Below are 24,464 nucleotides of genomic sequence, written 5' to 3' on the forward strand. Positions count from 1 at the left end.
TGGGGATTTTATCTTGGTTGATTAGTTTTGATATAATGGCTGTAATCAATTATGCATGTGAAAAGGTGGTGGCGGTATGCTTCGTGAGGGTCTATATGAAGAAATCATTAATAAAAGATTAAAGACAAATCTATCTGAACTGGAACAAGAGAAATTTGCGATCGGAAAGGAGTCTATTGATAAAGAAGAAGCAAGTAAGAAGCTTTCTGCATATATTTCATACATAACAAGACGTGCTTTAAAAATAGTCAGGGAAAATGAGAAAGCAAGTGAATCATTAATTAAGCAAATTCGTGTGTGTAATGAGATCATTGATTATTTAAGCCGAGAGTTAGAAGAGGAAGAGTTGAAATCGTTACAAATTACAAATGAAGGTGAAATATTAACGTCTTTATATTCAAAGATTAATTCAGTCAGAAGTCTAAATAATAACCATCAACCAATCCGTCCAGTAACACCCATTTCAGAAAGCTCGCTTTTTACAGGTGCGAAAAGTGAACCCAATATGATGAGCGAGTTAAAGAAGGAAATTATAACGTCTGACCATATTCAAATGCTTGTGTCTTTCATTAAGTGGAGCGGTTTACGAGTCATTATAGATGAGTTGCGCCAATTTACCGAACGCGGTGGAAAGCTAGAAGTCATAACCACTTCATATATGGAAGCGACAGATTATAAAGCAGTTGATGAATTAAGTCAGCTTCCAAATACAGAAGTGAAGGTCTCTTATGATACGAAGCGAACACGATTACATGCCAAGGCGTATATATTCAAGCGTGAGACGAATTTTAGTACAGCTTATATCGGATCATCAAATTTATCAAACCCTGCTTTAACTTCAGGGCTTGAATGGAATGTAAAGATCACGGAAAAAGATTCATTTGATGTGATGAAAAAGGTTGATGCTACATTTGAATCGTATTGGAATGATGATGAGTTCATACCTTTTGACCACCGTAATGAAAAAGACCGTGACCATTTGAAAACGATGTTAAAAAAGTCAAAGTTTCAGAATGAGGACGAAGCCACTTCAGCTTTATTTGACCTTAAGCCTTACCACTACCAAAAAGAAGTGCTCGAAAAACTTAAAGTTGAACGTGAAGTCCATGGGCGGTACAAGAACTTAATCGTAGCAGCTACAGGTGTTGGCAAGACTGTTATATCAGCTTTCGACTATAAGCGTTTTAAACAAGAAAACGGAAGGCCTGCAAGACTGCTCTTTGTCGCTCACCGTGAAGAAATCCTTAAACAAAGCCGTGATACATTTAGGCATATTCTTAAAGATCATAACTTTGGAGAATTGCTTGTTGGTAAAGAATCGCCTAATAGTTTAGATCACTTGTTTGTTAGTATACAAAGCTTGAACAGTAAAGATTTAGTCAATAAGATGAGCTCTGACTATTATGACTACATTATAGTTGATGAATTCCACCATGCCGCAGCTAAGTCGTATCAAGATCTACTTAGTCATTTTGAACCAAAAGTATTATTAGGGTTAACAGCAACTCCGGAAAGAATGGACGGCCAAAGTGTGACAACTTACTTTGATGACCGTATTGCTGCTGAAATTAGGTTAACTGAAGCGGTCGACCGCAAACTACTAAGTCCATTTCAATACTTTTGTGTCACTGATACAGTTGACTTATCTAATGTGAAATTTACGAGAAAAGGTTATGACTTAAATGAGTTAGAAAATCTTTTTACACATAACAAAGTTCGTAGTCTACAAATTCTAAAGAGCCTATATAAATATGTGACGGATGTTGATGAAGTTAAAGGGTTAGGATTCTGTGTAGGTGTTGAACATGCAAAATATATGGCTAAAGTTTTTAATGAAAGTGGAATAGACTCAATTGCGTTACATGGTGGTTCTAATGATGAAACGAGAGAAAGTGCGAAAAGTAAACTACTAAGTGGTGAAATTAAGTTTATTTTTGTTGCTGATTTATATAACGAAGGTGTCGATTTGCCTGATGTTAATACAGTACTCTTCTTAAGACCAACAGAGAGTTTGACGGTCTTTTTACAGCAATTGGGGCGTGGCTTACGACTTGCTGAAGGAAAAGAGTGTTTAACAGTCCTTGATTTCATAGGACAAGCTCATAAAAACTATAGCTTTGAAGAGAAGTTTCGAGCTTTAGTTGGACGAACAAGGCATGCTATTAGGCATTACGTCGAGAATGGGTTTTCTAACCTTCCAAAAGGTAGTTTTATAGAGTTAGAAAGTCAGGCTAAAGATTATATTATGCAAAATATAAAACAAGCGACTAACAGTAAAACTCATATTATTCAAAAGCTGAAAACATTTTCACAAGAGACGACTCAGCCGCTAACGTTAAACAACTTTCTTAACTTTTACCAAATGTCAGCATATGAATTCTACGGGCGAAATGGGGACCGGTCATTTGCAAGGTTATTGGTTGAAGCGGGGCTTAAAGAAGATTTCCATTATGCACATGAAAAGAAAGTTACGAAAAGATTGCCTTACTTATTGCATCTAAACTCTGAAAAGTTACTAAAATTCTATTTAACGTTTATTGAGGATTTAGAGGTTAGGGATCAAGAAGAGGAAATAATGCAGAACATGCTATATTATACCTTCTATTTAAACCAGCCAGAAAAAGAAGGCTTTCAATCGATCTCAGAAGGTATTCTTCAAGTGTTGCAGTCACCTGAAATGAAACAAGAAATTAGAATCATACTTGAATACAATTTAAATCATCTAGAAACGACAGATAAACAGCATGACTTGACGTTTGATACACCACTTCGCGTCCATGCGAAATACTCTCGAGATCAAATTATGGCTGCATTAGAGAACTTTAATGAAACGCAACGACCAGAGTTTAGGGAAGGTGTAAAATACTTCGACGATAAAAGTTTGGATACTTTCTTTATTACTTTAAATAAAACTGAGAAAGACTTTTCACCTTCTACTTTATATGAGGACTATGCTATAAACGAAAAAATGTTTCACTGGCAAACACAATCTCAAACATCAAAAGTATCTGAGACAGCTCAACGTTACATTTACCATCGACAAAAGCAACATCAGATTGCTCTTTTTGTTAGAGAATATAAGCAAGAACACGGCTATGCAGCACCTTACACATTTTTAGGAACAGCTGATTATGTGAAGCATTCCGGGGAAAAGCCAATCGATTTCGTGTGGCAACTACGTGAAGAAATGCCAGCTTATTTAGTGCCTAAGGCGAATAAAAATATATTGTAATGACTCAATGGTAGATGATCTCCACCTTATCAACACCACCAGGAATATACAATGTCATAGAAAACAGGATTAATAATGAAACGCCAATGAAGGTAGTTGATAGGAAATAGGCAAAGGACTTCTTCGCTTTGTCTTGCAATCTTCTACCTTCAACAAAAGCGGTATAGGCCATGTATACATTGATTATGATAATGGCTAAAAACAACATAAAAGCTCACCCCTATCAGTGTTTATATAACTCTATGTTAGCGGGTGGGGTGGTAGAATAGGAGAATAACATGAACTCTAAACACATCATCTTCGACATGGACGGAACTTTATTTCAAACAGACAAAATACTAGAGCTCGCACTTGATGATACTTTTGATGACTTGCGCTTGCGAGGGCTGTGGGAAGGGGACACGCCAATAGAACAATACCGTTCAATTATGGGTGTGCCTCTACCTAAAGTATGGGAGGCGTTACTGCCGAACCAACCAGAGAGTATTAGGCATGAAGTTGATCAGATGTTTCTTGAGAAGCTTTTGGACAATATTAGAGCTGGAAGAGGCGCATTATATCCTAATGTAGTAGAGACGTTGAGTCGTTTAAAAGAACAGGGGTATTCTATTTTCATCGCGAGTAATGGATTAGTAGATTACTTAAATACAATTGTGGACTTTTTTCAGCTGGACCGTTTTATTACTGAAGTTTTCAGTATTGAACAGATTAGCTCTTTAGATAAAGCAGACTTGGTTCGTGAAATTGTTTTGAAGTATGACATTCAAAGTGGTGTAGTGGTTGGTGATCGCTTGTCAGATATTAAGGCTGCTAAGGCTAATGGGTTATACTCTGTAGGCTGCAGGTTTGATTTTGCAGAGGAGGAAGAATTAACTCAAGCAGATGTTGTGGTAGATGACATGATGGATGTTTTGAAAAAGCTCCCTGAATTACAATAATTCGTTCACAACCTATAAGACTAAAAGTTGCTTCTGATATCCAGACAACGACACGAAGCGCACGATTAATGATGCGGTTGAACCTTTAGGTTGGGACGTTGAAGGTGAATCTGTAGAAGGTTTAAAAAATATGTAAAGCTCTAAACATAGTGGTCGCGTTTAGAGCTTATTTTGGCTTAGAGGGGGCAAATCATTATTAAAAGGGAGGTCTTCTAAATTTGATAACGAATACTATTTACAATGGGGGTGTAACGATCATGGTAAAATTATTATTCGTGACGTTATTTTTGTTAATAAGTGCTTGTGGAGTTGGGGCAACAGGTGCTCACCCGTATGCAGGAGAATTAGAGAAAGCAGAGGGCTATGATGAAGATGTTCCTTATAGCTTTAAAATGCCAACCTCGATTCCGTTTGGGTTAAATGAGATCATTATTAGAGAAATGGGTGAGGATGAAATCGAAGTTGTTTCATCTGATCGGTATATGTTTGACGTTATACTTCGTGGGGAGGATCCTGAAGAAGAGCATTTGACCGTGATGATTCATAACCATGGAAGCATTGAAAATACACAAGGTCAAAATGAAAAACGGCTGACATTAAGCGGTGGTGTGGACGCAAAGTATTTCTATAATGGAGCGTCGCAAATCTTAACTTGGGATGAAGACGATCTAATGTATCAAATATCTGTTTCTGTAGGTGGTGAAGAAAGGTACTCAGTAGAAGAATTAGTTGATATAGCTGAGTCGTTTGAGACGTATTAAGTAAATTTATAACTGTTTTGTGGAGGTTTTACTATCAAATTAAAGTTGTTGTTAATCGTGATGTTATTGTTATTACTAAGTGCTTGTGTCGGTGGGACAACAAACTCTCACCCGTATGCAGGAGAGTTAGAAGAAGAGGAATACTATGATGAAGAGGTACCTTTTGATTTTAAAATGCCAACTTCACTACCGTTTGAGGCGGAAGAAACGTTTATTAGAAAAATGGGTATTGATGAAAGTGAAGAAACTTCACCAGATCGATATGTCTTAATAGCCGGCTTTCAAGGCAATGATTCTGAAGAAGAGCACCTCATTGTCGGTGTTCAAAATGAGGGAGAGGTAGAAGATACACAAGGGTTAACTGAAGAACAGGTCACGTTAAGTGATGGAAAAGAAGCGCAGTATTTCTATGATGAGTCGTCACAAGTTTTACTGTGGGATGAAGCTGACTTAACGTATCAAGTTTCGGTTTCGACGGGTGATGAGTATTCGGTGGAAGAATTAATAGACGTAGCGGATTCGTTTGAGACGTACTAAGTAAAAAGAGGTGCGGAGATGCACCTCTTAAGTTATGCTAGTCGATTTTATTTCCGTTTTGATCTAGAATGTGGACCTCTTGTGAGAAGTTCAATTCTTCAAGAATTTCTTCATGATCTTTAAAAATGTCGGTAACCATTTTGTTAATTGTGTAGGCTAACATAACATCCTTGTGTTCAGATGTGTTAATCGTAGTCGGTATTGTGATGCCCTCTGAAGAATCATACACAATATCTTCATCAGCTTCTGTAAAAACCTCAAAGTTCTGCAGTTGTTGAACTATATTGACTGTCATTTGATTAACTTGCTGATGAGCTTCATCCTGGCTAATACTTGTTGTGGCGGTCTCTTCAGTTTCTTGAGAGTTGAGTGTGATTGATAGTGTAATCACAAGAAAAGCTATAATAGTTAAGCCTGTAATTCCTTTTTTCATGCTGTATCCACCTTTATTAAGAACAGTATGTCCATTTAAGGCTTTTATGAACACTAAAACTGAGTGCTATAGTTTTGATTAAAATCTTATAATGATAAAATAATATGTACACATTAATAGAATGAGGAATTCGATGAAACAGACAGGTTTAGTTTTAGAAGGTGGCGGTAGTCGTGGAGTGTATACGGCTGGTGTGCTGCGTTATATGATGGAACATGATGTATATATTCCTTATACGATTGGAGTTTCCGCTGGGGCGTGTAATGGCTCTTCATATGTTGCGCGTCAGTTGGATCGTAATCGAAAGGTGAATATCGACTTTGTAGATCATCCGGACTACTTGTCGTTACGAAATTATATTAAGAAGCGGCAGTTGTTTGGGATGGATTTCCTCTTCGATACGCTTCCGAATGAGCTAGCGCCGTTTGATTATGAGACGTTTAATGCGGCTGAAGAGGATTTCATTGCGGGTGTGACAGATTGTATGACTGGTGAAGCGCTGTACTATAACAAGTCGGATTATGCTGATGACATGGTGACGTTGCTTCGTGCCTCAAGTTCGCTTCCGTTAGTGGCGCCGGTTGTGGAATTTGAAGGCAGATCACTTATGGATGGCGGTATTGCAGATCCGATTCCGTTGCGCCAATCAGAACGCGATGGCAATTTGAAAAACGTCGTCATTTTAACAAAAGCTCGCGGGTATTATAAGAAGCCGCAATCATTTAGTTGGTATATACGTCGAAAGTATCGAGATTATCCTGGGTTACTCAAAGCGTTAGATAGGCGCCATGAAGTATACAACGACACGTTACAATACATTTTTGATGAAGAGAAGAAAGGTAATGTGTTTGTGATTAGCCCATCTGATGAAATGAAGGTTGGGCGTGTGGAACGAAATAAAGATAAATTAACAGCTTTATATAACCTTGGTTACGATAATGCCCAAAGTGTATCAGGGAGTTTGAAGGAGTTCTTGTCTGCATCAGAAGAGCTGTTTACCAGTTAATGGTTGTGTATGGCGATTTTTGTCGAATATCGATGTGTTCGTCGAAAAATAAGCGATGAAGTTTAAAAAATCCAGCTATCACGGCTGGATTTTTCCTTTCAATCATTGAATTTCAATAACAATCTTTCCTTTAGCATGGTGCGTTTCGCTTAATTCATGAGCTTCTTTTATCCCTTGTTCTGAAAACGGGAATGTGTGACCAACGACTGGCTTAAGCTTCCCTTCTTCCATCAATTGAGCGAGTTTACGCATTTGGTCACCATCAGGTTCGATAAAGACGAATCCTACTTTTACATTATGCTCTTGGCCTTTTTCCTCACTAGGCGGTTGAGCGATTGAAACTAACGTGCCACCATCCTTTAACACGTTGAAGCTTCTCTCTTGAATGTCGCCACCTAATGCATCAAGAACAACATCATAGCCTTTTAATGCGTCATCAAAGTTTTCTTTCTTATAATCGATCACTTCATCAGCACCTAGTGACTGTAAAAACTCCACGTTTTTCGTGCTTGCTGTCGTTGCAACGTAAGCACCAGCATTTTTCGCGATTTGAATCGCCATCACGCCAACACCACCAGCACCAGCGTGGACTAACACTTTCTGTCCTTCTTGAAGGTCAGCAAAATCAAATAAACATTGCCAAGCTGTTAACGCAGTCAAAGGTATTGAAGCGGCCTCATTAAAGCTAATATTCTCAGGAATATGCGCTAAAATATCAGCTTCAGTTACAATGTATTCAGCATAAGTTCCGTGATTGGTTAGTTGCGGGCGAGTGAAAACACGATCCCCTACTTTAAAATCAGTTACACTTTCACCAACTTCTTCAACGACGCCGGCTGAATCCCATCCTAAAATCAACGGGAATTCCATAGGTACCATGTCTTTTAAATACCCTTCACGAAGCTTCCAGTCGATTGGGTTGATCGAAGTGGCATGTTGCTTAACGACTACTTGATTAGCCCCTGGAGTTGGTTTAGCGACCTCTTGCTCTTGTAATTGTTCTTTTCCACCATATTCATTAATGACGATTGCTTTCATTGAAATCACCTTCTTTTTAAAAGTTGGTTACATTACTTATTGTAAGATCGAATTATTATGTTAAACAAATAATTCGCTCAGAATCGAATATCGCATATTTATCGTAAGGGTTCGCTCGAATATATAGTATTTCGCACAATAGTTTTTGGGTTTTCGCTCAATATATTTCAAAATCGCACAATCGATCCTTATCAATTAAAAATAACGACCGAATTTTTTACTAAAAATTCAAACTCCTTTATGATATTATTCTAAAAAAGGAGTGATTCGATGAAACATGGTAATCATACGATTCATAAACATTGCCACCATGCTGTGTGGGACAATAGCCTAGAGCCAGTCATGTCAGTTAAACCGGGGGTAAGCGTTAATTTCGAAGTGCATGATGCATCAGGTGGACAGCTTTCCTCGAAGTCGACTTCAGCTGATGTACCAAACTTGGATTTTAGTAAAGTAAACCCTGTTACAGGTCCTGTATACGTTGAAGGTGCTGAGGCAGGTGATACGTTAGAGGTTGAGATTGAACATTTCAGTACGATGAGTTGGGGGTGGACAGCGATCATTCCAGGTTTCGGCCTGCTCAATGAACAATTTGAAGATCCGTACTTAAAAGTGTGGGATTTAAATAACCAAAATGTTGCACAGTTTGCAGATGGGATTGAGATCCCGACGAAGCCATTTCCTGGAACGATCGGCGTTGCGCTACCTGAAGATGGTGAGCATAGCGTCGTACCGCCACGAAAAAATGGTGGTAACATGGACATTCGTCACTTAACGAAGGGGACGCGTTTACTTTTACCAGTTTGGGTAGAAGGAGCATTATTTTCAGTTGGTGATACACATGCTGCCCAAGGTGATGGGGAAGTATGCGGAACAGCAATCGAAGCGCCAATGGAAATCCAACTAAAGTTTAAACTACACAAGGGGAAAACGATTCAAGAGCCACGCTTTATCACACCAGGTCCTTTAACGACAGGCCTGGATGAAGAAGGTTATTACGTTACAACAGGACATAGTGACGATCTTATGCTCGCGAGTAAAAAAGCTGTTGAATATATGATTGAGCATTTAGGAGAGACATATGGCTTAAGCGACCAAGAAGCATACGCCTTATCAAGTGTCGCTGTCGATTTGAAGATTAGTGAAATCGTCGATGTGCCGAATTATTTAGTTTCAGCTTATTTGCCACAGAAGATTTTTAAATAAATAGATGGAATGCGCCTCGATCACTTGAATCGAGGCGCTAATTTTGAGTGTTAACTTATTCTATAAAATTGAGATAATAAATTAGATTATCTGTCCATTCTCCAAATTCATAAATGAAACCTTTTCTTGTACATTCATACGCCATGCCAACACTTTCGGCTAGTTTGATTGAAGCGGGATTATCTAAGTTGATATGAGCCTCAATGCGGTGGTAATTTAACATCTTAAAAGCTATATCTAATGCTTCTTTAACAGCTTCCTGCCCGTAGCCTTTTCCCCAGTGCTGATTGTGAAAGCTATATCCGACTCTTCCCCACTGGAAATCATCTCTTTCTAACGTAGAAAAGTCTACCTTACCTAATTGTCTACCATCTTCTTTCAGGAATACAGCAAAAATGTAGGCTGTATCTGTTAATGCTAACTCTTGATGTTGATTGATCAGGTTTTTGAACCATTCATACGAACATTTACTCATATCCATTTTTCCCATGTCATGCCTGTGTTGTGATGGGAAGCGGTTAGTAAATTCATTTAACCAATTTTCGTAATCATTTTCATTCAATGGTCGAATGATTAATCTTTCTGTTTCAGCAATAATATCAAATTTTTGGCTTTCCAATATCAATGTGACAGCTCCTTTGAATATAAATTCTCCTAAATACATGTGCACCTGTTTCTACTTTTAAATGATTTGTCATAAGCCATCACACCTTTCTATATTATTTAGCAAACCTTCAAGACTAGCTTACAAGAGCTTTGACATATAGTATTCATCAACAAACTCTCCATCAATGAGCAATGAATCTCTTTTCGTTCCTTCAATTTCAAAGCCCATCTTTTTATACAATGACAAGCCGGCTTTATTTCTTCCGACTGCACTTAGTTCTAACCTATGAATGTTGTGCTCAGTCGCCCATTGATTTATTGCGCTTAAAAGCTTTCTCCCAATTCCTTGTCCTCTGTATTCCTTCAATATTCCAACCACTAGGTAAGCTGAATGTCTATTTCTTCTCGCTTTTCCACCCAAAGCTAGTATGTAACCTACTAAATGGTCATTATCTTCTGATACAAGAATAGTAGAGTTTTCTTGGGTTTCTATATTTTCGATCATCTTTAATTGGTTTTCAGGGCTAATGTTTCTTTCACCCGGTTCCCAAAGCATGTAATCTGAACTTTGGTCTACCTGCTGAATGAGTGTAGATAATTTCTCTGAATCTGCTGATTTAACTTCTCTAATAATCATGAGGAGCCCGCCTAACATTATGTACTTGTTTACTTATTCAATAAAAAAATCTAATATCCTCTTAAAATTGCATTAATATGGCTTAATAACAATATTCATAGTTCGAATGTGAATAAGTCTATGTTATTAACATGAAATTGTGCATAAATAAGGCGGAATGTGGACTATATAAGACAGTAAAAGCATTTATCCACAAAATTTGAACGACAAGTACAACTCTATCCACAGGAATTGTTCAGTTTTCCAAAAGATATTCACATGATATGAGTATTTATCCACGAGAATGTATAAAGCTTGTGAAGACCTTTCGCTTGATTAATATGGAATCGAGTGAAATTCATAAAATTTAATAGAAAATCAAAATAATCGGGCGAAATTATTAATTTTCAGGCGAACGCCTAATTAATTAAGCATTCGTCTGAATTCACCTGTTGACTTTTACGTTACGTGAGAGCTTATAGTTGAGATGTAAGGAGGTTGGTCATATGAAGGTAAATGAAGTCGCAAAACTCGTTGGAATCAGTGTGCGCACACTGCATCATTATGATGAGATTGGATTATTAACACCAAATAAAGATCAAGAATCCGGCTACCGCACGTATTCAGATGATGATTTAACATTGCTGCAGCAAATATTATTTTTTAAAGAAATTGGGTTTCCACTTAAAAAGATTAAAGAAGTAATCCACAGTCCAGAGTACGACCAACTAGAAGCCTTGCAATTGCACCGAAAAATGTTGATGGAAAAAAGAGAGAAAATGGATGCTATGCTACAAACGCTTGACCAAACCATTCAAGCGAAGGAAGGAGGGGTGGAAATGGCTAATCAAGACAAGTTTAAAGGTTTTGACTTTAGTGATAACCCGTATGAGGAAGAAGCCCGTGAACGCTGGGGTGATGCTAAGGTTGATGAGGCAAAGAAAAATGCAAAGGGGTTCACTGAAACAGATCAAGAGCGAATGAATGACATTTATCATAAGTTGGCTGAACTACGCCATGGTGATCCAAAGTCAGAAGAAGCACAGTCTGTGATTAATGAATGGTACGACTTTTTAAACAACAATTTCACAACTTACACACCAGAAATGTTCCAAGAGCTTGGTATGATGTACGTTCAAGATGAACGATTCACGAAAAATATCGACCAATTCGGTGATGGTCTAGCTCAGTTTATGAGTGAGGCGATGGTTGAGTTTGGTGAGAGGAATAAGTAAGAGAGCGTAGCTGATTAAGCTTAAACTCCCTTATTATGTAAGGGCTATAATCCACATCAATAAACTGAATGAAAAGATGACCCAAAACGTATTTTCGGTCGTCTTTTCATTACGTTGCGTTTTTTTAATGATCGCGATTAAGTTGAAGCTGAAAAGAATCGCTAAAATGGGTGTGAGAAACATGGCTGATAGAACTAAAATTGAATCTAAGTACATACATCCTCCTAATTTCACAACTTTTGTAAAAAAATTACCATAAACGAATGTGAGATACAAGACATTTTTCTACAATCTCTCTCAAAATCTCCTATCCTAGTCGACAAGGGTTTTTCATAGAATAATTAGAAATTAACCAGTACGATAATTTTCTTAGGGGGATGCGTATGGATCAGTGCCGCTTCTGCAATTCACGAGCAGTGAGTAAGTGCAGGTCTTGCTACAAGTTGTTGTGTTCGAAATGTAGAATTTCACAAGGTGGCATGACTTACTGTAATACCGAATGTAAAGAACATAACTAAGATGATCAATTTATTCCACAGAATACGTTCTGTGGTTTTTTATGGAGCGTGCGGTTATCAGCGTTCGGAGCGATATATCAGCGCTCGTATGGATTTAACGGCGTTCTCCTGAATTTATCAGCGCTCGCCCGAATTTAACAGTGCTCGCTTGAATTTAACGGCGCTCGCCCGAATTTGTCAGCGCTCGCTTGAATTTAACAGCGTTCACGCAAATATCCTTGAATAATTATGGTAATATAAGAATGAGGGAGGAGACCTTATGCCATATCAAGCTTATATCGTTATGTTTATTGGATTATTTTTTATGTATTTAGGTGTGTTAATCTTTACGGGTAAAGCACCGTCTGTTTTGGATTACTTCCTTAAAACAGGAGTCCCTTATAATGACAAGTTGTCTTTACGATTTTTTGGCACGATTGTAATTGTTATAGGGGCTGTAATTGGGTTGCTACCTTTTATATTAGGTACGGACAATATGAATCTCTAATGTGAATCCTTCCAGATAAGGATTCTTTTTTATGGGTGGAAAATTAAGATTTGTATGAATTTTTGTATAAAGGTGGTCGATTATATTTACTAATTGTGATAATATTAATAAAAATGTTTAATAATTGTATAGAAAATGAAGGGGGAAGGGAACAAAATGGTAAGTTATGATGCATTAAACTATCCATATGCTTCGCGTCGTAATGTGGTATATGGGAGAAAAGGTATGGTGGCGACATCTCAGCCACTAGCGGCGCAGGCTGGTTTAGATATTATGAAACAAGGAGGTAATGCAATCGATGCTGCGATTGCGACGGCGGCTGCTTTAACAGTGTTAGAGCCTACATCAAACGGAATTGGTTCTGATGCGTTTGCGCTTGTATGGGTTGATGGGAAAATTCATGGACTAAATGCGAGCGGCTATGCACCGCAAAAGATCTCGGTAGACAAATTGAAAAAAGAAGGATATGAAGAGATGCCGATGTTTGGCAAGGTGCCAGTAACGGTACCAGGGACACCTGCTGCTTGGGTAGAGTTATCTGAACGTTTTGGAAAACTAGCATTAACAGATGTCTTAGCTCCCGCGATTGAATATGCTGAAGAAGGTTATCCACTGTCTCCAACGTTAGCATTCCACTGGAAAGCGGCGTACAACAAGTTTAATGAAACGTTTAAAGATGACATTTTTCAAAACTGGTTCAACACTTTCGCACCGGATGGCAAGTCACCGGAAGTCGGTGAAATCTGGAAGTCAAAAGATCATGCTCGAACCCTACGTGAAATTGCCGAGTCGAAAGCAGAATCTTTCTATCGTGGGCAATTAGCGGATGAAATTGACGCCTTTTTCAAAAAGCATGATGGTTATTTAACGAAGGAAGATTTAGCAGGATACAAGCCGGAGTGGGTTGATCCGATTAAAGTGAATTACCGAGGTTATGATGTGTGGGAGATCCCACCTAATTCTCAAGGTTTAATTACGCTTATGGCATTAAACATGCTTAAAGGCTATGAATTTAATGAAAAAGAAAGTGTTGATACATATCATAAGCAAATCGAGGCTATGAAGCTTGCTTTTACAGACGGTTTAGAGTTTATCACACAAGAGGAACATATGAATGTGACTGTCGATGATCTATTATCAGATCAGTATGCCAAAAAGCGCCGTGCTTTAATTAATGATGAAGCATTACAGCCAGAGGTTGGTGAGCCGCCACGTGGTGGTACAGTTTACTTATCAACTGCTGATGGTGAAGGTAACATGGTCTCATTCATCCAAAGTAATTACATGGGCTTCGGTTCCGGTGTAGTTGTGCCTGGTACGGGTATTGCGATGCAAAATCGCGGGTCTACGTTCTCGTTTGATGAAAACCATACGAATGTGTTGAAGCCAGGTAAACAGACGTATCACACGATTATTCCTGGATTTTTATCGAAAGGTGATCAGCCAGTTGGCCCGTTTGGTGTGATGGGTGGTTTCATGCAGCCACAAGGTCATGCGCAAGTTGTTATGAATACAGTTGACTTTCATTTAAATCCACAGGCGGCACTTGATGCACCAAGGTGGCAGTGGGTGAAAGATAAAGTTGTTAAAGTAGAGCCTTCATTTCCTGATCATATTGCACAAGCGCTTCAGCGAAAAGGACATCATATTCAGCGTACTCTTTACCCGAACGAATTCGGGCGTGGACAAATTATTTGGCGCGATCCAGAAACAGGAGTACTTTGTGGTGGTACTGAATCTCGTACGGATGGCGAAGTTTCAGCTTGGTAAGGATGGATTGTAGAGCTTGAGATTGGGTATTCGATTGTTAGAAACCTTAATCTACCATCATCAGCCAAAAACATAAAAATCAGGCTGACATTAAAGCCTGATTTTTAAAGTTTAAGCCCTGTTCGACTTTTGAAGCGGCGTAGTAAGATGTGGCTTTCCACACGCGTAATGCCTTCTAAAGCATACAGCTCTTCATTGATAAACTTTTCTAATGCATGGAAGTCTTCTACTAGCACGTGTGTATGTAAAGTGCTTGGACCCGTCATTTGGTAACAGCTTGCTACACTAGGATGCTCGGCCAACTTTTCGGCAACGTATATAAGTGAGTTCGGCTCACAATCAACATTGAAAAAAGCTGATACGCCTTTACCGACTTGTTCAGAGTTGATAACAACACTGAATTTCTCAATAATTCCAGCTTCTTGCATTTGATTGATCCGGTCACGTACGGCAACACGTGATAAACCCAATTCTTTAGCAAGGTCAACATAGGACATACGTCCATGCTCACTTAAAATATTTAAAATCTTAAAATCTGTATCCGTTAATTTCATCAAGACACCACGCTTATCAGATTTGATTACTGATTTCATTATAAAAGAAAGTAGGCAGATTGTCATATTTTATGTCGAAAATTTAATGAAATTGAAACGATTATGAAGCGTGGGGGAGACAGAAAGGGTGACAACTTTGGATTTTCCTTTACAGAAAGATATTTTTATTAGCTTCTTTCGTACTGGCATGCTTGGTTACGGAGGTGGCCCTGCGACGATCCCATTAGTTCATAAAGAAGTCGTTGAAACCTATGGCTGGATGGATGATGAGGAGTTCTCAGACATATTAGCGATTGCTAATACACTTCCAGGGCCGATTATGACGAAAATGGCCGGTTACATTGGCTACCAAGTAGGTGGGAAGACAGGCCTTGTAACGGCTTTAGCAGCAAGTGTTTTGCCGACTGTCGTCATTATGATTGCACTTATAAGTGTGTTAATAAATTACCGGGAGGCACCAATTGTTCAAGGGATGACGAGTGCGATTGCGCCAGTCGTTGGTGTGATGTTATTTATGCTGACATTTAATTTTTTACGCCACTCTAAAAAAGACCTCGGATGGAAAGTCGCAATTGCTTTAAGTGTTGTCAGTTTAATTGCGTTTGAATTACTCGGTTTGCATCCAGCAATATTAATAGGAGCGCTTATTATATACGCATTATTGAAAAAATCACCTTCTAATAACAAGAAGGAGGGTGAGGCAGCATGATTGAGTACTGGCATTTATTCATTGCTTTTTTAATTCCGGGTATCGTCGGCTATGGTGGTGGTCCAGCTTCAATTCCATTAATTGAGTATGAAGTTGTCCAGCGTTTTAGCTGGATGACGACACAAGAATTTGCTGAAGTGTTAGCTTTAGGGAATGCGTTACCAGGACCGATTGCGACGAAAATGGCAGGTTATATTGGCTATGAAGTTGGTGGTGTTCTTGGTGCAACGGTTGCGATTTCAGCGACAGTTATTCCATCTTTAGTCGCGATGATTGTGCTTTTAAAATTACTCGTTAAATATAAAAATTCACCAAAAGTTAAGCGAATGACAGCGCTGATCCGCCCAGCGATTGCCATATTATTAGGTGTGTTAGCTTATCAATTTTTCCAAACGTCATATGAAGCAGCAGGACTCGTCCAAACGATTATACTGATCGTATTAAGTTTTCTCGCATTAGAAAGGTGGAATATTCATCCTGCCTATGTCATTGTCGGGGCACTAACTTATGGAGCAATTTTCTTAGCGTGACAGTCGATTTAAAATAAAAACCCAACCATTTAAGTGAATGTCATAAATGGTTGGGTTCTTGTGATTGATCAGAACGTTATAACTTTATCCTATCTACGTAGTATTAAAGGATATTTAAACGAGCTACGAGCGCAAGTAATACTTGCAATAGGATTTGAGCGTTAACAGCAACATCTGTGTCAGTCGTCGTTACATTGACTCCGCGAGAGTTCTCGATATAAGTTTGCTGACGATTAATTTGAGTCGTTTTAATCTTCTCATTTAATTCTTGTGTTAGCTCATCAGCACGATCACTATCAGCTACTGAAATACTAATGATTAGCGCAATGGCTGCTTGTAATCCAATTTGAACGTTAACTGCTGCTTGTGTGCTAGTTGTCGTCACTTCAACGTCACATGAATCTCTAACAACAATAGATTCATAAGATTGTTGACTCGTTTTAATAGTTTGTGTTGCATCTTGTGTATCATCTGAATCTAATGGATGACAAGATGATGGATCTAAAGCATTCCATCTCTTTGGTCCACCACATGAAAGACGATTTTGTCTTCCGGTGTTATAAACAACTGGTGCTCTTTGTTGTGAGAATTGAGGTGTTCTTCTTGGCATTCTATTTTCCCTCCTCTATCAATCCTTACATTACTTACATATGAAAAAAGTGACTTGCTAGGAAAGGCCAATCAATTATTTTATTAACATATAGGCTTAGTAGAATTAATCATTATTGTTTTGATTGTTTTTTAGAGAATCGACAGACTTTTGTAATCCTTCTACTAGCTCTTTTAATTGCTGTTTAGTCGTGTCATCTACTTGAGTGTTTTGAAGATCAACATTGTGTTTCTTTAAGGTCGTATCCACTAATAAGTCAATGACCTTATTAGATACAACTTGTAAATCATTAGAAATATCATTGTTTTGTTGATCTTGAGGTTGGTTCGTTTCTTCGTTGTTTTGGTTATTCTGGTTGTTATCATTCGCACCATCACTCATGGTATTCACCTCCACTGCTATATTTATAAAAAAGCCTATTGGTAGGAAGGTTGTTCTATCTCATTATTTTTAAAACTATAAACCTACCTCTCACCCCTACTTTATGAGGTTCTTTAGAGAAGTGGAGGGGCATCAATCCTATGAATGCTAATAAACTTTGCAAAACCTAAGCCCTTTTCTAAAATTAGGCAACTGTAAAGATGAATTAAATATCACTTAATAACGCTCTGTTAGTGTACATAGTTAATCCTTTAAAATTGCTCTTAGCTAGTGTGTGATGGTGATAGGCTAAAAGCGACCTCAAACAGTGAGTCAAGCTAAGGAAAATGGACTTATTAAATTTTAAAAAATAAGATGTTGCGGGGTATTTAGTTTGTGTAAACGCTACCAATGCTGTAGGGAGCGCATTTGTTAGGTTGAATATAAATTTGGAGGAATAAAAAGCATTTGACAGCATTTAAAAGTTTTTAAAAGAATGATGTTTATAACTTGAAATTAGGAGTAAATGTGGTACTATATAGAAGGAAATACTGTTAAACAGTAAAATTTTCTGGGAAGGGGTAGATGGTTATGACAACATCTTTAATTCTTGTTTCAACGATTGTGTTTTTCTTTTTAGCGACAGTTTATTTCGTGGACAGCATTATGACGCGTATCAAGAAGAAGAAATCAGATCTACGCCTAGAACCAGTTCAAGCCGAAGCTGAAATGGATCTAGTACACCGCTAATCGAGTTAGATATATAATTTTTCATGCTATTCAAATAGATGAAACGACTAAGCCGGTAAGTGCACACCACACTTGCCGGCTCATTTTTTAATATAAGTCAGATCTTAAATATTGAAACATCGGCATAAAGTTCCGTATTTGATCGACCTGATTGATCTCAAGCTCCACAGTTAAGATATCTTCTTCATCATCGCCTTCCATTAAAATCTCCCCTATTGGATCAACAACGATCGAAAGCCCACCAAACCTATAGTTAATGTCACTTCCAACGCGATTACACGCCACGATATAGCATTGGTTTTCAATTGCTCGCGCTTGAATTAATGTACGCCAATGGCCGATCCTTTCTTCTGGCCACTGTGCCACTAAGTAAACCACTTTCGCACCGTGAATGGCGTGCGACCTGACCCATTCAGGAAACAGTAAGTCATACCCAATCAACCCGGCACTTGGAATCCCATGTACTTCAAACAGTCCATCACCTTCTCCTGCAATAAAATACTTTTGCTCCTTCATTAAGGGGAATGGATGAGCTTTACTATATTCTTTGAGTAATAGGCCATTCTCATCATAGACGTACATGGTGTTGGTGAATCCAGAATTTCCAATTTTAGCAACAGAACCACCAATGATCGTGACTGAGTGTTTACGAGCTAGATGACTTAAATAGGCATGAGAGTCCCAGCCTTCATAATCAGCGATGTCATCTAGCTGGATTAATTCGTAGCACGTGTTCCACAACTCAGGTAGAACAACAACATCAATGTCTTTTGTGAGTTTATTTAATTTATTGTTAATCTTTTCTTTGTTTAATTCAGGCTCACCAGAAGTTAAATCCATTTGTAACAGTGCTACCTTCATAGAAGCACCTCCAGTTAATCTGTTTAAATTTTCAGTCTTTACAAAAGCAGAAAAAGCATATAATCTTCAAAGTAATGAGTTGAAAGATGAAGGAGGTAATCTCAATCGTACATTTTGAACAATCTGAATTACTAAAGCGGTTACCCGAGCAGTTTTTTGCTAGTCTTGTCGGTAAAACACAGGCATTAAAGCGTGAAGGACATGATGTCATAAATTTAGGTCAAGGCAATCCAGATCAACCAACTCCGGACAATGTTGTTAAAGCTTTGCAAAATGCCGCAGGAAACCCTATCCATCATAAGTACTCGCCGTTTCGGGGGTTTTCATTTTTAAAAGAAGCCGTCGCAACATTTTATGAGCGTGAATATGGTGTTACACTCGATCAAGAAACAGAAGTCGCGGTTCTTTTTGGGACGAAGACAGGATTAGTTGAAATTAGTCAGTGCTACTTAAATCCTGGCGATACAGCACTGCTACCTGACCCAGGCTACCCTGATTATTTATCCGGCATTGCTTTAGCAAACGCTAAACCGAGCTTTTTTCCACTTTTAGAAAAGAATCACTTTCTACCAAACTATGATGAGATGAGTGAGGAAGCGCTTGATTTGGCGAAATTAATGTTTTTAAATTATCCGAATAACCCAACCTCAGCAACAGCTACGCGTGAATTCTTTGATGAGACAGTTGAAGTAGCGAAAAGGCGCAATATTTGTGTCGTGCATGATTTTGCCTATGGGGCGATTGGCTTTGATGGTCAAAAGCCGACAAGCTTTCTCGAATCTGAAGGAGCGAAAGAAGTCGGTATTGAAACCTATACGTTATCGAAAACTTATAATATGGCTGGGTGGCGAGTTGGCTTTGCAGTCGGTAATCATTCTGTCATTGAAAGCTTGAACGTCATTCAAGACCACTTGTACGTTAGTTTGTTTGGTGCAGTACAAGAAGCGGCAGCTGAAGCATTATTAGGAGATCAGTCTGCGGTGGATGAGTTGGTGACTACATATGAGACAAGGCGAGATGCATTAGTTAAAGCAGCAAAATCTATTGGTTGGGAAGTCACCGCACCTAAAGGAACATTCTTTGCTTGGTTTAAAGTGCCTGAAGGATATTCCTCAGAGCAATTTGCTGAGCTTTTGTTACGTGAGGCGCATGTTGTTGTCGCACCAGGTAGTGGATTTGGTGAAACAGGTGAAGGTTATGTCCGTATTGGATTACTCGATGAGCCAGAGCGATTAGAAGAGGCGATGAAGCGAATTGGTCAGCTAGGTGTATTTTAAATGGGGAAACCCCACCATTAACCATGAAAATGAAAGTCAAGTTCAGAAATGGTACGAGGCATTAAGAAAGTAAAAACTCACAAAATAAGGAGAGGATGAGGGTAATGACGCCTATTAAGTATGCGATTCAGGATTACTATCCAGAAGATTTAGCCCATTGTTTTGGATGTGGTCGTAATAATCAATTAGGTCATGGGTTTAGAACAGGATGGAGTGGTGATGAAACGTTAACCATTTATAAGCCAGAACCAGAGCATACAGCTATTCCAGGTTTTGTTTATGGTGGCTTATTAGCATCACTCATTGACTGTCATGGGACAGGTTCAGCTTCTTTAGCCTTGCACCGCAAACAGGGCAACGAGCCAGAAGATAGTATAGAACCACCTCGTTTCGTAACAGCTTCATTGGAAGTGAAATACTTAAAGCCAACGCCTCAGAACGTTGAATTACTTACAATTGGACAAGTTGAAGAAGTCCACTCGAAAAAGTTTAATGTACATACAGAAGTGTATGCTCATGAAGATCTTGTCGCTAAAGGGCTTGTCGTTGCAGCTGTCATGCCTGAAGGGTTTGGCTCGTCGTAGTTTATATGAACGAATGTAACTGAACGAAAAATGTATAAAAATTATAGTACTTAGCCAAAATTAAGGAAGACTTATTAATACATTTTCGGAGGTAACTTTAGTGGCGCAACAAGAGCACTTCAATCAGATAATGGAGTTAACAGAGCAGCTACATGAACAAATAGAAACTTATTGGCATCAATTTTCTTCATTCGATACTTGGCAATTTTGGGTCAATCTATTTTTAGTAATTCTTCCATTAATTATTTTGTATTTTGCTATTGATCGCACTAGAATATTTGAAATTTTATTTTATGGTCTTTCAGTTCATATGCTTTGGAATTATTCAAGTAACTACTTAGAATCAGAAACCTTGTTTGTAACCGTTTATTTTACTACACCGTTGTTACCTTACGCCTTTTCAATGGTTGCCTCAGCCTTACCTGTTGCTTTTATGTTATTGTATCAGTATTGTACCAACCGAGGGAAAAACTTCTATATCTACGTGATATTATTAAGTGCTTTTTTCGCGTTATTATTCGCCCCATTAGAAACGATGATTGGGCTTACTTATTTAGGGGAAGGGTTTAATTATTTTTACATCTTTCTTATCGATATAGTCATTGCTATAGGTGCATACTGGCTTGTTCAGATTTTAATTAAATCTCGTGATCGCGCAATTTCAAAAACATGAACAAGTAAAAGCTGTCCTATTTAACGGTAGGACAGCTTTTACTTTTATTAAAGTTCTGGGTCTTCATAATAGTAATCAACTGGTTCTGGAGCGATTTCTGAACGCTCTAGTGCAGGTGTAGAAGGCCTAGCAGCATGATAAACAGCTGCACCTACAATTTTCGTTACATCTTCTAATTTCTCAGTGCTAATCTTTTCAATTGTGTCTTCTGGCGAGTGGTACCATGGCTCTAATGGTGTATGAATGAATAGGGCTGCTGGAATTCCCCTTTCATAAAATGGCACGTGGTCACTACGACCAAGCATGCTAAATGGCGGTATGTCATTATGAGACACTCTAGCACCAGCTGAAGCGGCTAAATCAGTTACGGTATTTTGATTACCATCAACTGTGAACATGGTTAAATCACCAGCATCAGCACTTCCAATCATATCTAACTGGAACATGCCTACAGTACTTTCAACCTCATCTTCACTCATGTTCTCCGCATAATAACGAGAACCAACTAAGCCTCGCTCCTCAGCTCCAAAAGCAATAAATTGAATTTCTGTATCTACAGGAGCATTAGCCATGACGCGAGCTAATTCTAATAAAGCACCAGTTCCAGAAGCGTTATCATTGGCACCAGGTGAACCTGGAACAGAATCATGGTGTGCCCCTACGATTAACTTTTGCCCACTATCTTGGTTACGATTGTTTGGCTCTTTAGTCGCAATGACGTTGTAAGATGTGAATCCTAATGTATCAAAAGGTTGGATTTCTACATCTTCATAACCATAACTTTCAAATTCCTCAACTAAATAATCCACCGTTTCTAATTCAGCATCAGTTCCAGCAACTCTTGGACCAATCGTTTCAGATAAATAAGAAACATGCTCGTAAATTCGGTCGATATCAATTTGTTTTATAACCCGGTTGTCAAAAGCATGATCCCCAGGGTTACCGGTATCATCTGCATAACCTGATAGAGGTACCATTGTAAAAACTAAGATTAAGATTAACAAATAAAACAAAGAACGTTTCATAGACTTCTCCTCACTTTCGTTAAATAATAAACTTTTGAGGTCTGTGTCTTAGAAGTAGGTAAAGGTTAAATTTGAATAAATATTCAGAATTTAATCTTAATTCTATTTTCATCTGTGTACCCTACTCTTGTAAATAGTGCATAACTCCTTATTGTTAATAGAGTAATAGATTATATATACTTGTTAGAATTTGCTTATACCCTAGCTTAGGGGGTTTTCGGCATTTTTCGAGTAGACCAAAGTATTAGTATGAAATAATGGGTTGTAATGAACTGTCTTGACGTTTCAATCAACATCATATAAAGTGAACACAAACGAATAAAGGAAGTGAACTGTAGGCTAATGAAGTAAACTCCTATTTTACACACGAACGGAAAAGTATGTCGTTTATGCTCTCATTAAGAGAGTTTATTTTGCATGCTTTTGGTTAGTTGTAGGATAGGAGTGGTGGTCTTACTTGTTCATTTTAATTTTGAACGGTAATTTTTCTTAGCTCCTATCCTCATGAGATTGAGGTAGGGGCTTTTTTTGCTCCGAAACGAAAGGAGTAGGTTATATGTTATGTCGTATTTATGAAGTTGAATATGAAATTAGTAGCCATATGTTGTTTCAAGTAAAAGACTTAACCATTCAAGAGGGTGACTGCATTGGGTTGGTAGGAAAGAATGGTTCTGGAAAATCAACATTACTAAGTTTAATTAATGGAGACCTTGAACCAACAAAGGGGTCTATTAAACGCTATAGCCAAGTAGAACTTTTGCCACAAATTAAACCAGCACAACAAGGTATGAGTGGAGGGGAATTAACTCAAGAGTGGTTAAAGGACTTATTTGCAAGAGAGAGTGATCTCATCTTATTAGACGAACCAACGACTCATCTAGATTACTGGCGGATTGAAGAGCTTGAACGACAATTGAAAGCGTATAAAAAGCCTATGGTGATTGTCTCTCATGACCGTACATTTTTAAATCGATTGTGTAATCAAATTTGGGAAATTGACGGTAAAGCCGTTAATGAGTATCAAGGGAACTATGACGATTACGAAAGGCAGAAGCTAGTCGAAAAACAGCACCATGAAAAAGAATACGAAAAATACTTGGAACAGAAGCAGCATTTAGAACAAGCAATTGAACAAAAAGAGGCAAAAGCTGCCCGCGCAACAAAAAAGCCTAAAAACGTCTCAGCATCAGAAGCCAAAATCACAGGAGCTAAGCCATACTTTGCCAAAAAGCAGAAGAAGCTCAATAAAGGTGCAAAAGCGTTAAAAACACGCCTTGAACAACTTGACCCAGTTGAAAAAATTAAAGAACTACCACCGATTGAAATGCAATTGCCAAATACTGAAGAATTAGGTTCGAAAACGTTAATTCGTTGTGAAGACTTGGAAGGTAAAGCAGGGGATAAGGCGTTATTTTACCCGACAACATTTTATATAAAATTTGGTGAGCGAATCGCGATCATTGGTGAGAATGGATCGGGCAAAAGCACACTGATTAAAAATATAATGGAACAACGAGAAGAAGTAAAACACTCGCCTCAATTAAAAATTGGTTATTTCGATCAACAACTCAAGACTTTACGAAGTGAAAAAACGATTATAGATAATGTTCGCGAAACCTCGATTCAAGATGAAACCCTAATGCGAACGATCCTAGCTCGATTAGGGTTTAGGCGTGAAAAAGTTTATAAAAAAGTCGGCGTTTTAAGTGGTGGTGAGCGTGTAAAAGTCGCATTAGCTAAAATTTTTGTAAGTGATGTTAATACATTAGTGTTAGATGAGCCAACGAACTTCTTAGATATAGAAGCGCTAGAAGCATTAGAAGGGTTGCTACTGGAGTACCCAGGAACGTTAATTTTCGTCTCACATGACCGGAGCTTTGTTAATCGACTTGCTAAGAAACTACTTATTATAGAAAATCAACAAGTTCATTTGTTTGAAGGTAGTTTAGATGAATGGCAAAATTCTGTGCCACATGCGAGCGCAGTCAATAACCTTGAGCAAGAGTTATTAGTGATTGAAAACCAAATTTCAGAAGTATTAGGTAAATTAAGCTTAACCCCGTCAGAAGAGCTCGAGAAAGAATTTGATCAGTTAATTAAGCGGAAACAAGCATTGAAGAAAATGAACTAGCAGTAAGCACGACAATT

The 24,464-nt window shown here is 38.3% G+C and carries 27 protein-coding genes; 16 read left to right on the plus strand and 11 right to left on the minus strand.

Features of this window, described 5'->3' with window-relative positions:
- Positions 1–76 precede the first annotated feature (76 nt).
- Positions 77–3,232 carry a DEAD/DEAH box helicase gene (locus ABDZ63_RS11375; RefSeq protein ID WP_343783644.1) on the plus strand — a complete coding sequence of 1,052 codons (3,156 nt, stop codon included), beginning with the start codon at positions 77–79 and terminating at the stop codon, positions 3,230–3,232.
- 4 nt (positions 3,233–3,236) lie between these two features.
- On the opposite strand, the gene ABDZ63_RS11380 is transcribed toward ABDZ63_RS11375, so the two are convergent.
- Complete coding sequence (locus ABDZ63_RS11380) at positions 3,237–3,440, minus strand: hypothetical protein (RefSeq protein ID WP_343783645.1); 204 nt, start codon at positions 3,438–3,440, stop codon at positions 3,237–3,239.
- Positions 3,441–3,510: 70 nt separating this feature from the next.
- On the opposite strand from ABDZ63_RS11380, the gene ABDZ63_RS11385 reads away from it, so the two are divergent.
- The 3 genes from ABDZ63_RS11385 to ABDZ63_RS11395 all read left to right on the plus strand — a co-directional run bounded on the left by ABDZ63_RS11385 (position 3,511) and on the right by ABDZ63_RS11395 (position 5,468).
- Positions 3,511–4,170, plus strand: a complete 660-nt coding sequence (locus ABDZ63_RS11385; RefSeq protein ID WP_343783646.1) for an HAD hydrolase-like protein — start codon at positions 3,511–3,513, stop codon at positions 4,168–4,170.
- 257 nt (positions 4,171–4,427) lie between these two features.
- Positions 4,428–4,931: a hypothetical protein gene (locus tag ABDZ63_RS11390; RefSeq protein WP_343783647.1), complete on the plus strand. Its 504-nt coding sequence runs from the start codon at positions 4,428–4,430 to the stop codon at positions 4,929–4,931.
- A gap of 60 nt (positions 4,932–4,991) precedes the next feature.
- On the plus strand, positions 4,992–5,468 hold the full coding sequence (locus tag ABDZ63_RS11395) for a hypothetical protein (protein WP_343783781.1): 477 nt from the start codon (positions 4,992–4,994) through the stop codon (positions 5,466–5,468).
- Between the two features lie 37 nt (positions 5,469–5,505).
- On the opposite strand, the gene ABDZ63_RS11400 is transcribed toward ABDZ63_RS11395, so the two are convergent.
- Positions 5,506–5,901, minus strand: coding sequence for a hypothetical protein (locus tag ABDZ63_RS11400; protein WP_343783648.1), 396 nt, complete (start codon positions 5,899–5,901; stop codon positions 5,506–5,508).
- Positions 5,902–6,034: 133 nt separating this feature from the next.
- Between ABDZ63_RS11400 and ABDZ63_RS11405 the strand changes: the two genes are divergently transcribed.
- The gene (locus ABDZ63_RS11405) at positions 6,035–6,907 is read left to right on the plus strand and encodes a patatin-like phospholipase family protein (protein WP_343783649.1); all 873 of its coding nucleotides are present in this window, start codon (positions 6,035–6,037) and stop codon (positions 6,905–6,907) included.
- 102 nt (positions 6,908–7,009) lie between these two features.
- Here ABDZ63_RS11405 and ABDZ63_RS11410 read toward each other — a convergent pair whose 3' ends face one another.
- Positions 7,010–7,945, minus strand: coding sequence for an NADP-dependent oxidoreductase (locus tag ABDZ63_RS11410; protein WP_343783650.1), 936 nt, complete (start codon positions 7,943–7,945; stop codon positions 7,010–7,012).
- 270 nt (positions 7,946–8,215) lie between these two features.
- Here ABDZ63_RS11410 and ABDZ63_RS11415 point away from each other — a divergent pair, with 270 nt between their 5' ends.
- On the plus strand, positions 8,216–9,151 hold the full coding sequence (locus ABDZ63_RS11415; RefSeq protein ID WP_343783651.1) for an acetamidase/formamidase family protein: 936 nt from the start codon (positions 8,216–8,218) through the stop codon (positions 9,149–9,151).
- A gap of 55 nt (positions 9,152–9,206) precedes the next feature.
- Here ABDZ63_RS11415 and ABDZ63_RS11420 read toward each other — a convergent pair whose 3' ends face one another.
- Together ABDZ63_RS11420 and ABDZ63_RS11425 are read right to left on the minus strand one after the other, a co-directional pair.
- On the minus strand, positions 9,207–9,770 hold the full coding sequence (locus tag ABDZ63_RS11420) for a GNAT family N-acetyltransferase (protein WP_425541987.1): 564 nt from the start codon (positions 9,768–9,770) through the stop codon (positions 9,207–9,209).
- A gap of 126 nt (positions 9,771–9,896) precedes the next feature.
- Positions 9,897–10,394 carry a GNAT family N-acetyltransferase gene (locus ABDZ63_RS11425; protein ID WP_343783653.1) on the minus strand — a complete coding sequence of 166 codons (498 nt, stop codon included), beginning with the start codon at positions 10,392–10,394 and terminating at the stop codon, positions 9,897–9,899.
- Between the two features lie 485 nt (positions 10,395–10,879).
- On the opposite strand from ABDZ63_RS11425, the gene ABDZ63_RS11430 reads away from it, so the two are divergent.
- Positions 10,880–11,608, plus strand: a complete 729-nt coding sequence (locus ABDZ63_RS11430; protein WP_343783654.1) for a MerR family transcriptional regulator — start codon at positions 10,880–10,882, stop codon at positions 11,606–11,608.
- Between the two features lie 33 nt (positions 11,609–11,641).
- On the opposite strand, the gene ABDZ63_RS11435 is transcribed toward ABDZ63_RS11430, so the two are convergent.
- Positions 11,642–11,824 carry a hypothetical protein gene (locus tag ABDZ63_RS11435; protein ID WP_343783655.1) on the minus strand — a complete coding sequence of 61 codons (183 nt, stop codon included), beginning with the start codon at positions 11,822–11,824 and terminating at the stop codon, positions 11,642–11,644.
- 561 nt (positions 11,825–12,385) lie between these two features.
- Here ABDZ63_RS11435 and ABDZ63_RS11440 point away from each other — a divergent pair.
- Together ABDZ63_RS11440 and ABDZ63_RS11445 are read left to right on the plus strand one after the other, a co-directional pair.
- A complete protein-coding gene (locus ABDZ63_RS11440) occupies positions 12,386–12,613 on the plus strand; it encodes a hypothetical protein (protein ID WP_343783656.1) in 228 nt (75 codons plus the stop codon).
- Positions 12,614–12,769: 156 nt separating this feature from the next.
- Positions 12,770–14,383, plus strand: coding sequence for a gamma-glutamyltransferase family protein (locus tag ABDZ63_RS11445; RefSeq protein WP_343783657.1), 1,614 nt, complete (start codon positions 12,770–12,772; stop codon positions 14,381–14,383).
- Positions 14,384–14,487: 104 nt separating this feature from the next.
- Here ABDZ63_RS11445 and ABDZ63_RS11450 read toward each other — a convergent pair whose 3' ends face one another.
- Positions 14,488–14,937, minus strand: a complete 450-nt coding sequence (locus ABDZ63_RS11450) for an Lrp/AsnC family transcriptional regulator (protein ID WP_343783783.1) — start codon at positions 14,935–14,937, stop codon at positions 14,488–14,490.
- Between the two features lie 136 nt (positions 14,938–15,073).
- On the opposite strand from ABDZ63_RS11450, the gene ABDZ63_RS11455 reads away from it, so the two are divergent.
- Together ABDZ63_RS11455 and ABDZ63_RS11460 are read left to right on the plus strand one after the other, a co-directional pair.
- Positions 15,074–15,646 (plus strand): chromate transporter, encoded by a 573-nt coding sequence (locus tag ABDZ63_RS11455; RefSeq protein ID WP_343783785.1) that lies wholly within the window; start codon positions 15,074–15,076, stop codon positions 15,644–15,646.
- Complete coding sequence (locus ABDZ63_RS11460) at positions 15,646–16,176, plus strand: chromate transporter (RefSeq protein ID WP_343783787.1); 531 nt, start codon at positions 15,646–15,648, stop codon at positions 16,174–16,176. The genes ABDZ63_RS11455 and ABDZ63_RS11460 overlap by 1 nt, the downstream gene beginning before the upstream one ends.
- Positions 16,177–16,279: 103 nt before the next feature.
- Here the strand turns inward: ABDZ63_RS11460 and ABDZ63_RS11465 are convergent, their stop codons facing one another.
- Both ABDZ63_RS11465 and ABDZ63_RS11470 read right to left on the minus strand, forming a co-directional pair.
- Positions 16,280–16,786, minus strand: coding sequence for a spore coat protein (locus tag ABDZ63_RS11465; RefSeq protein ID WP_343783658.1), 507 nt, complete (start codon positions 16,784–16,786; stop codon positions 16,280–16,282).
- 105 nt (positions 16,787–16,891) lie between these two features.
- Positions 16,892–17,167, minus strand: a complete 276-nt coding sequence (locus ABDZ63_RS11470) for a hypothetical protein (protein ID WP_343783659.1) — start codon at positions 17,165–17,167, stop codon at positions 16,892–16,894.
- A gap of 570 nt (positions 17,168–17,737) precedes the next feature.
- On the opposite strand from ABDZ63_RS11470, the gene ABDZ63_RS11475 reads away from it, so the two are divergent.
- On the plus strand, positions 17,738–17,896 hold the full coding sequence (locus ABDZ63_RS11475; protein WP_343783660.1) for a hypothetical protein: 159 nt from the start codon (positions 17,738–17,740) through the stop codon (positions 17,894–17,896).
- 87 nt (positions 17,897–17,983) lie between these two features.
- Here the strand turns inward: ABDZ63_RS11475 and ABDZ63_RS11480 are convergent, their stop codons facing one another.
- Positions 17,984–18,757, minus strand: a complete 774-nt coding sequence (locus ABDZ63_RS11480; protein WP_343783661.1) for a carbon-nitrogen family hydrolase — start codon at positions 18,755–18,757, stop codon at positions 17,984–17,986.
- 104 nt (positions 18,758–18,861) lie between these two features.
- On the opposite strand from ABDZ63_RS11480, the gene ABDZ63_RS11485 reads away from it, so the two are divergent.
- The 3 genes from ABDZ63_RS11485 (at position 18,862) to ABDZ63_RS11495 (ending at position 21,291) form a co-directional block, all read left to right on the plus strand.
- Positions 18,862–20,034 carry a pyridoxal phosphate-dependent aminotransferase gene (locus tag ABDZ63_RS11485; RefSeq protein ID WP_343783789.1) on the plus strand — a complete coding sequence of 391 codons (1,173 nt, stop codon included), beginning with the start codon at positions 18,862–18,864 and terminating at the stop codon, positions 20,032–20,034.
- A 104-nt stretch (positions 20,035–20,138) separates the two neighbouring features.
- Positions 20,139–20,618: a PaaI family thioesterase gene (locus ABDZ63_RS11490; RefSeq protein ID WP_343783662.1), complete on the plus strand. Its 480-nt coding sequence runs from the start codon at positions 20,139–20,141 to the stop codon at positions 20,616–20,618.
- A gap of 100 nt (positions 20,619–20,718) precedes the next feature.
- Positions 20,719–21,291 carry a hypothetical protein gene (locus tag ABDZ63_RS11495; protein ID WP_343783663.1) on the plus strand — a complete coding sequence of 191 codons (573 nt, stop codon included), beginning with the start codon at positions 20,719–20,721 and terminating at the stop codon, positions 21,289–21,291.
- Between the two features lie 47 nt (positions 21,292–21,338).
- On the opposite strand, the gene ABDZ63_RS11500 is transcribed toward ABDZ63_RS11495, so the two are convergent.
- A complete protein-coding gene (locus ABDZ63_RS11500; protein ID WP_343783664.1) occupies positions 21,339–22,316 on the minus strand; it encodes a M28 family peptidase in 978 nt (325 codons plus the stop codon).
- A gap of 556 nt (positions 22,317–22,872) precedes the next feature.
- On the opposite strand from ABDZ63_RS11500, the gene abc-f reads away from it, so the two are divergent.
- Complete coding sequence (gene abc-f, locus ABDZ63_RS11505) at positions 22,873–24,447, plus strand: ribosomal protection-like ABC-F family protein (protein ID WP_343783665.1); 1,575 nt, start codon at positions 22,873–22,875, stop codon at positions 24,445–24,447.
- Positions 24,448–24,464: the final 17 nt, after the last annotated feature.

The sequence above is a fragment of the Alkalibacillus silvisoli genome, from assembly GCF_039521975.1.
Lineage (GTDB): Bacteria > Bacillota > Bacilli > Bacillales > Alkalibacillaceae > Alkalibacillus > Alkalibacillus silvisoli.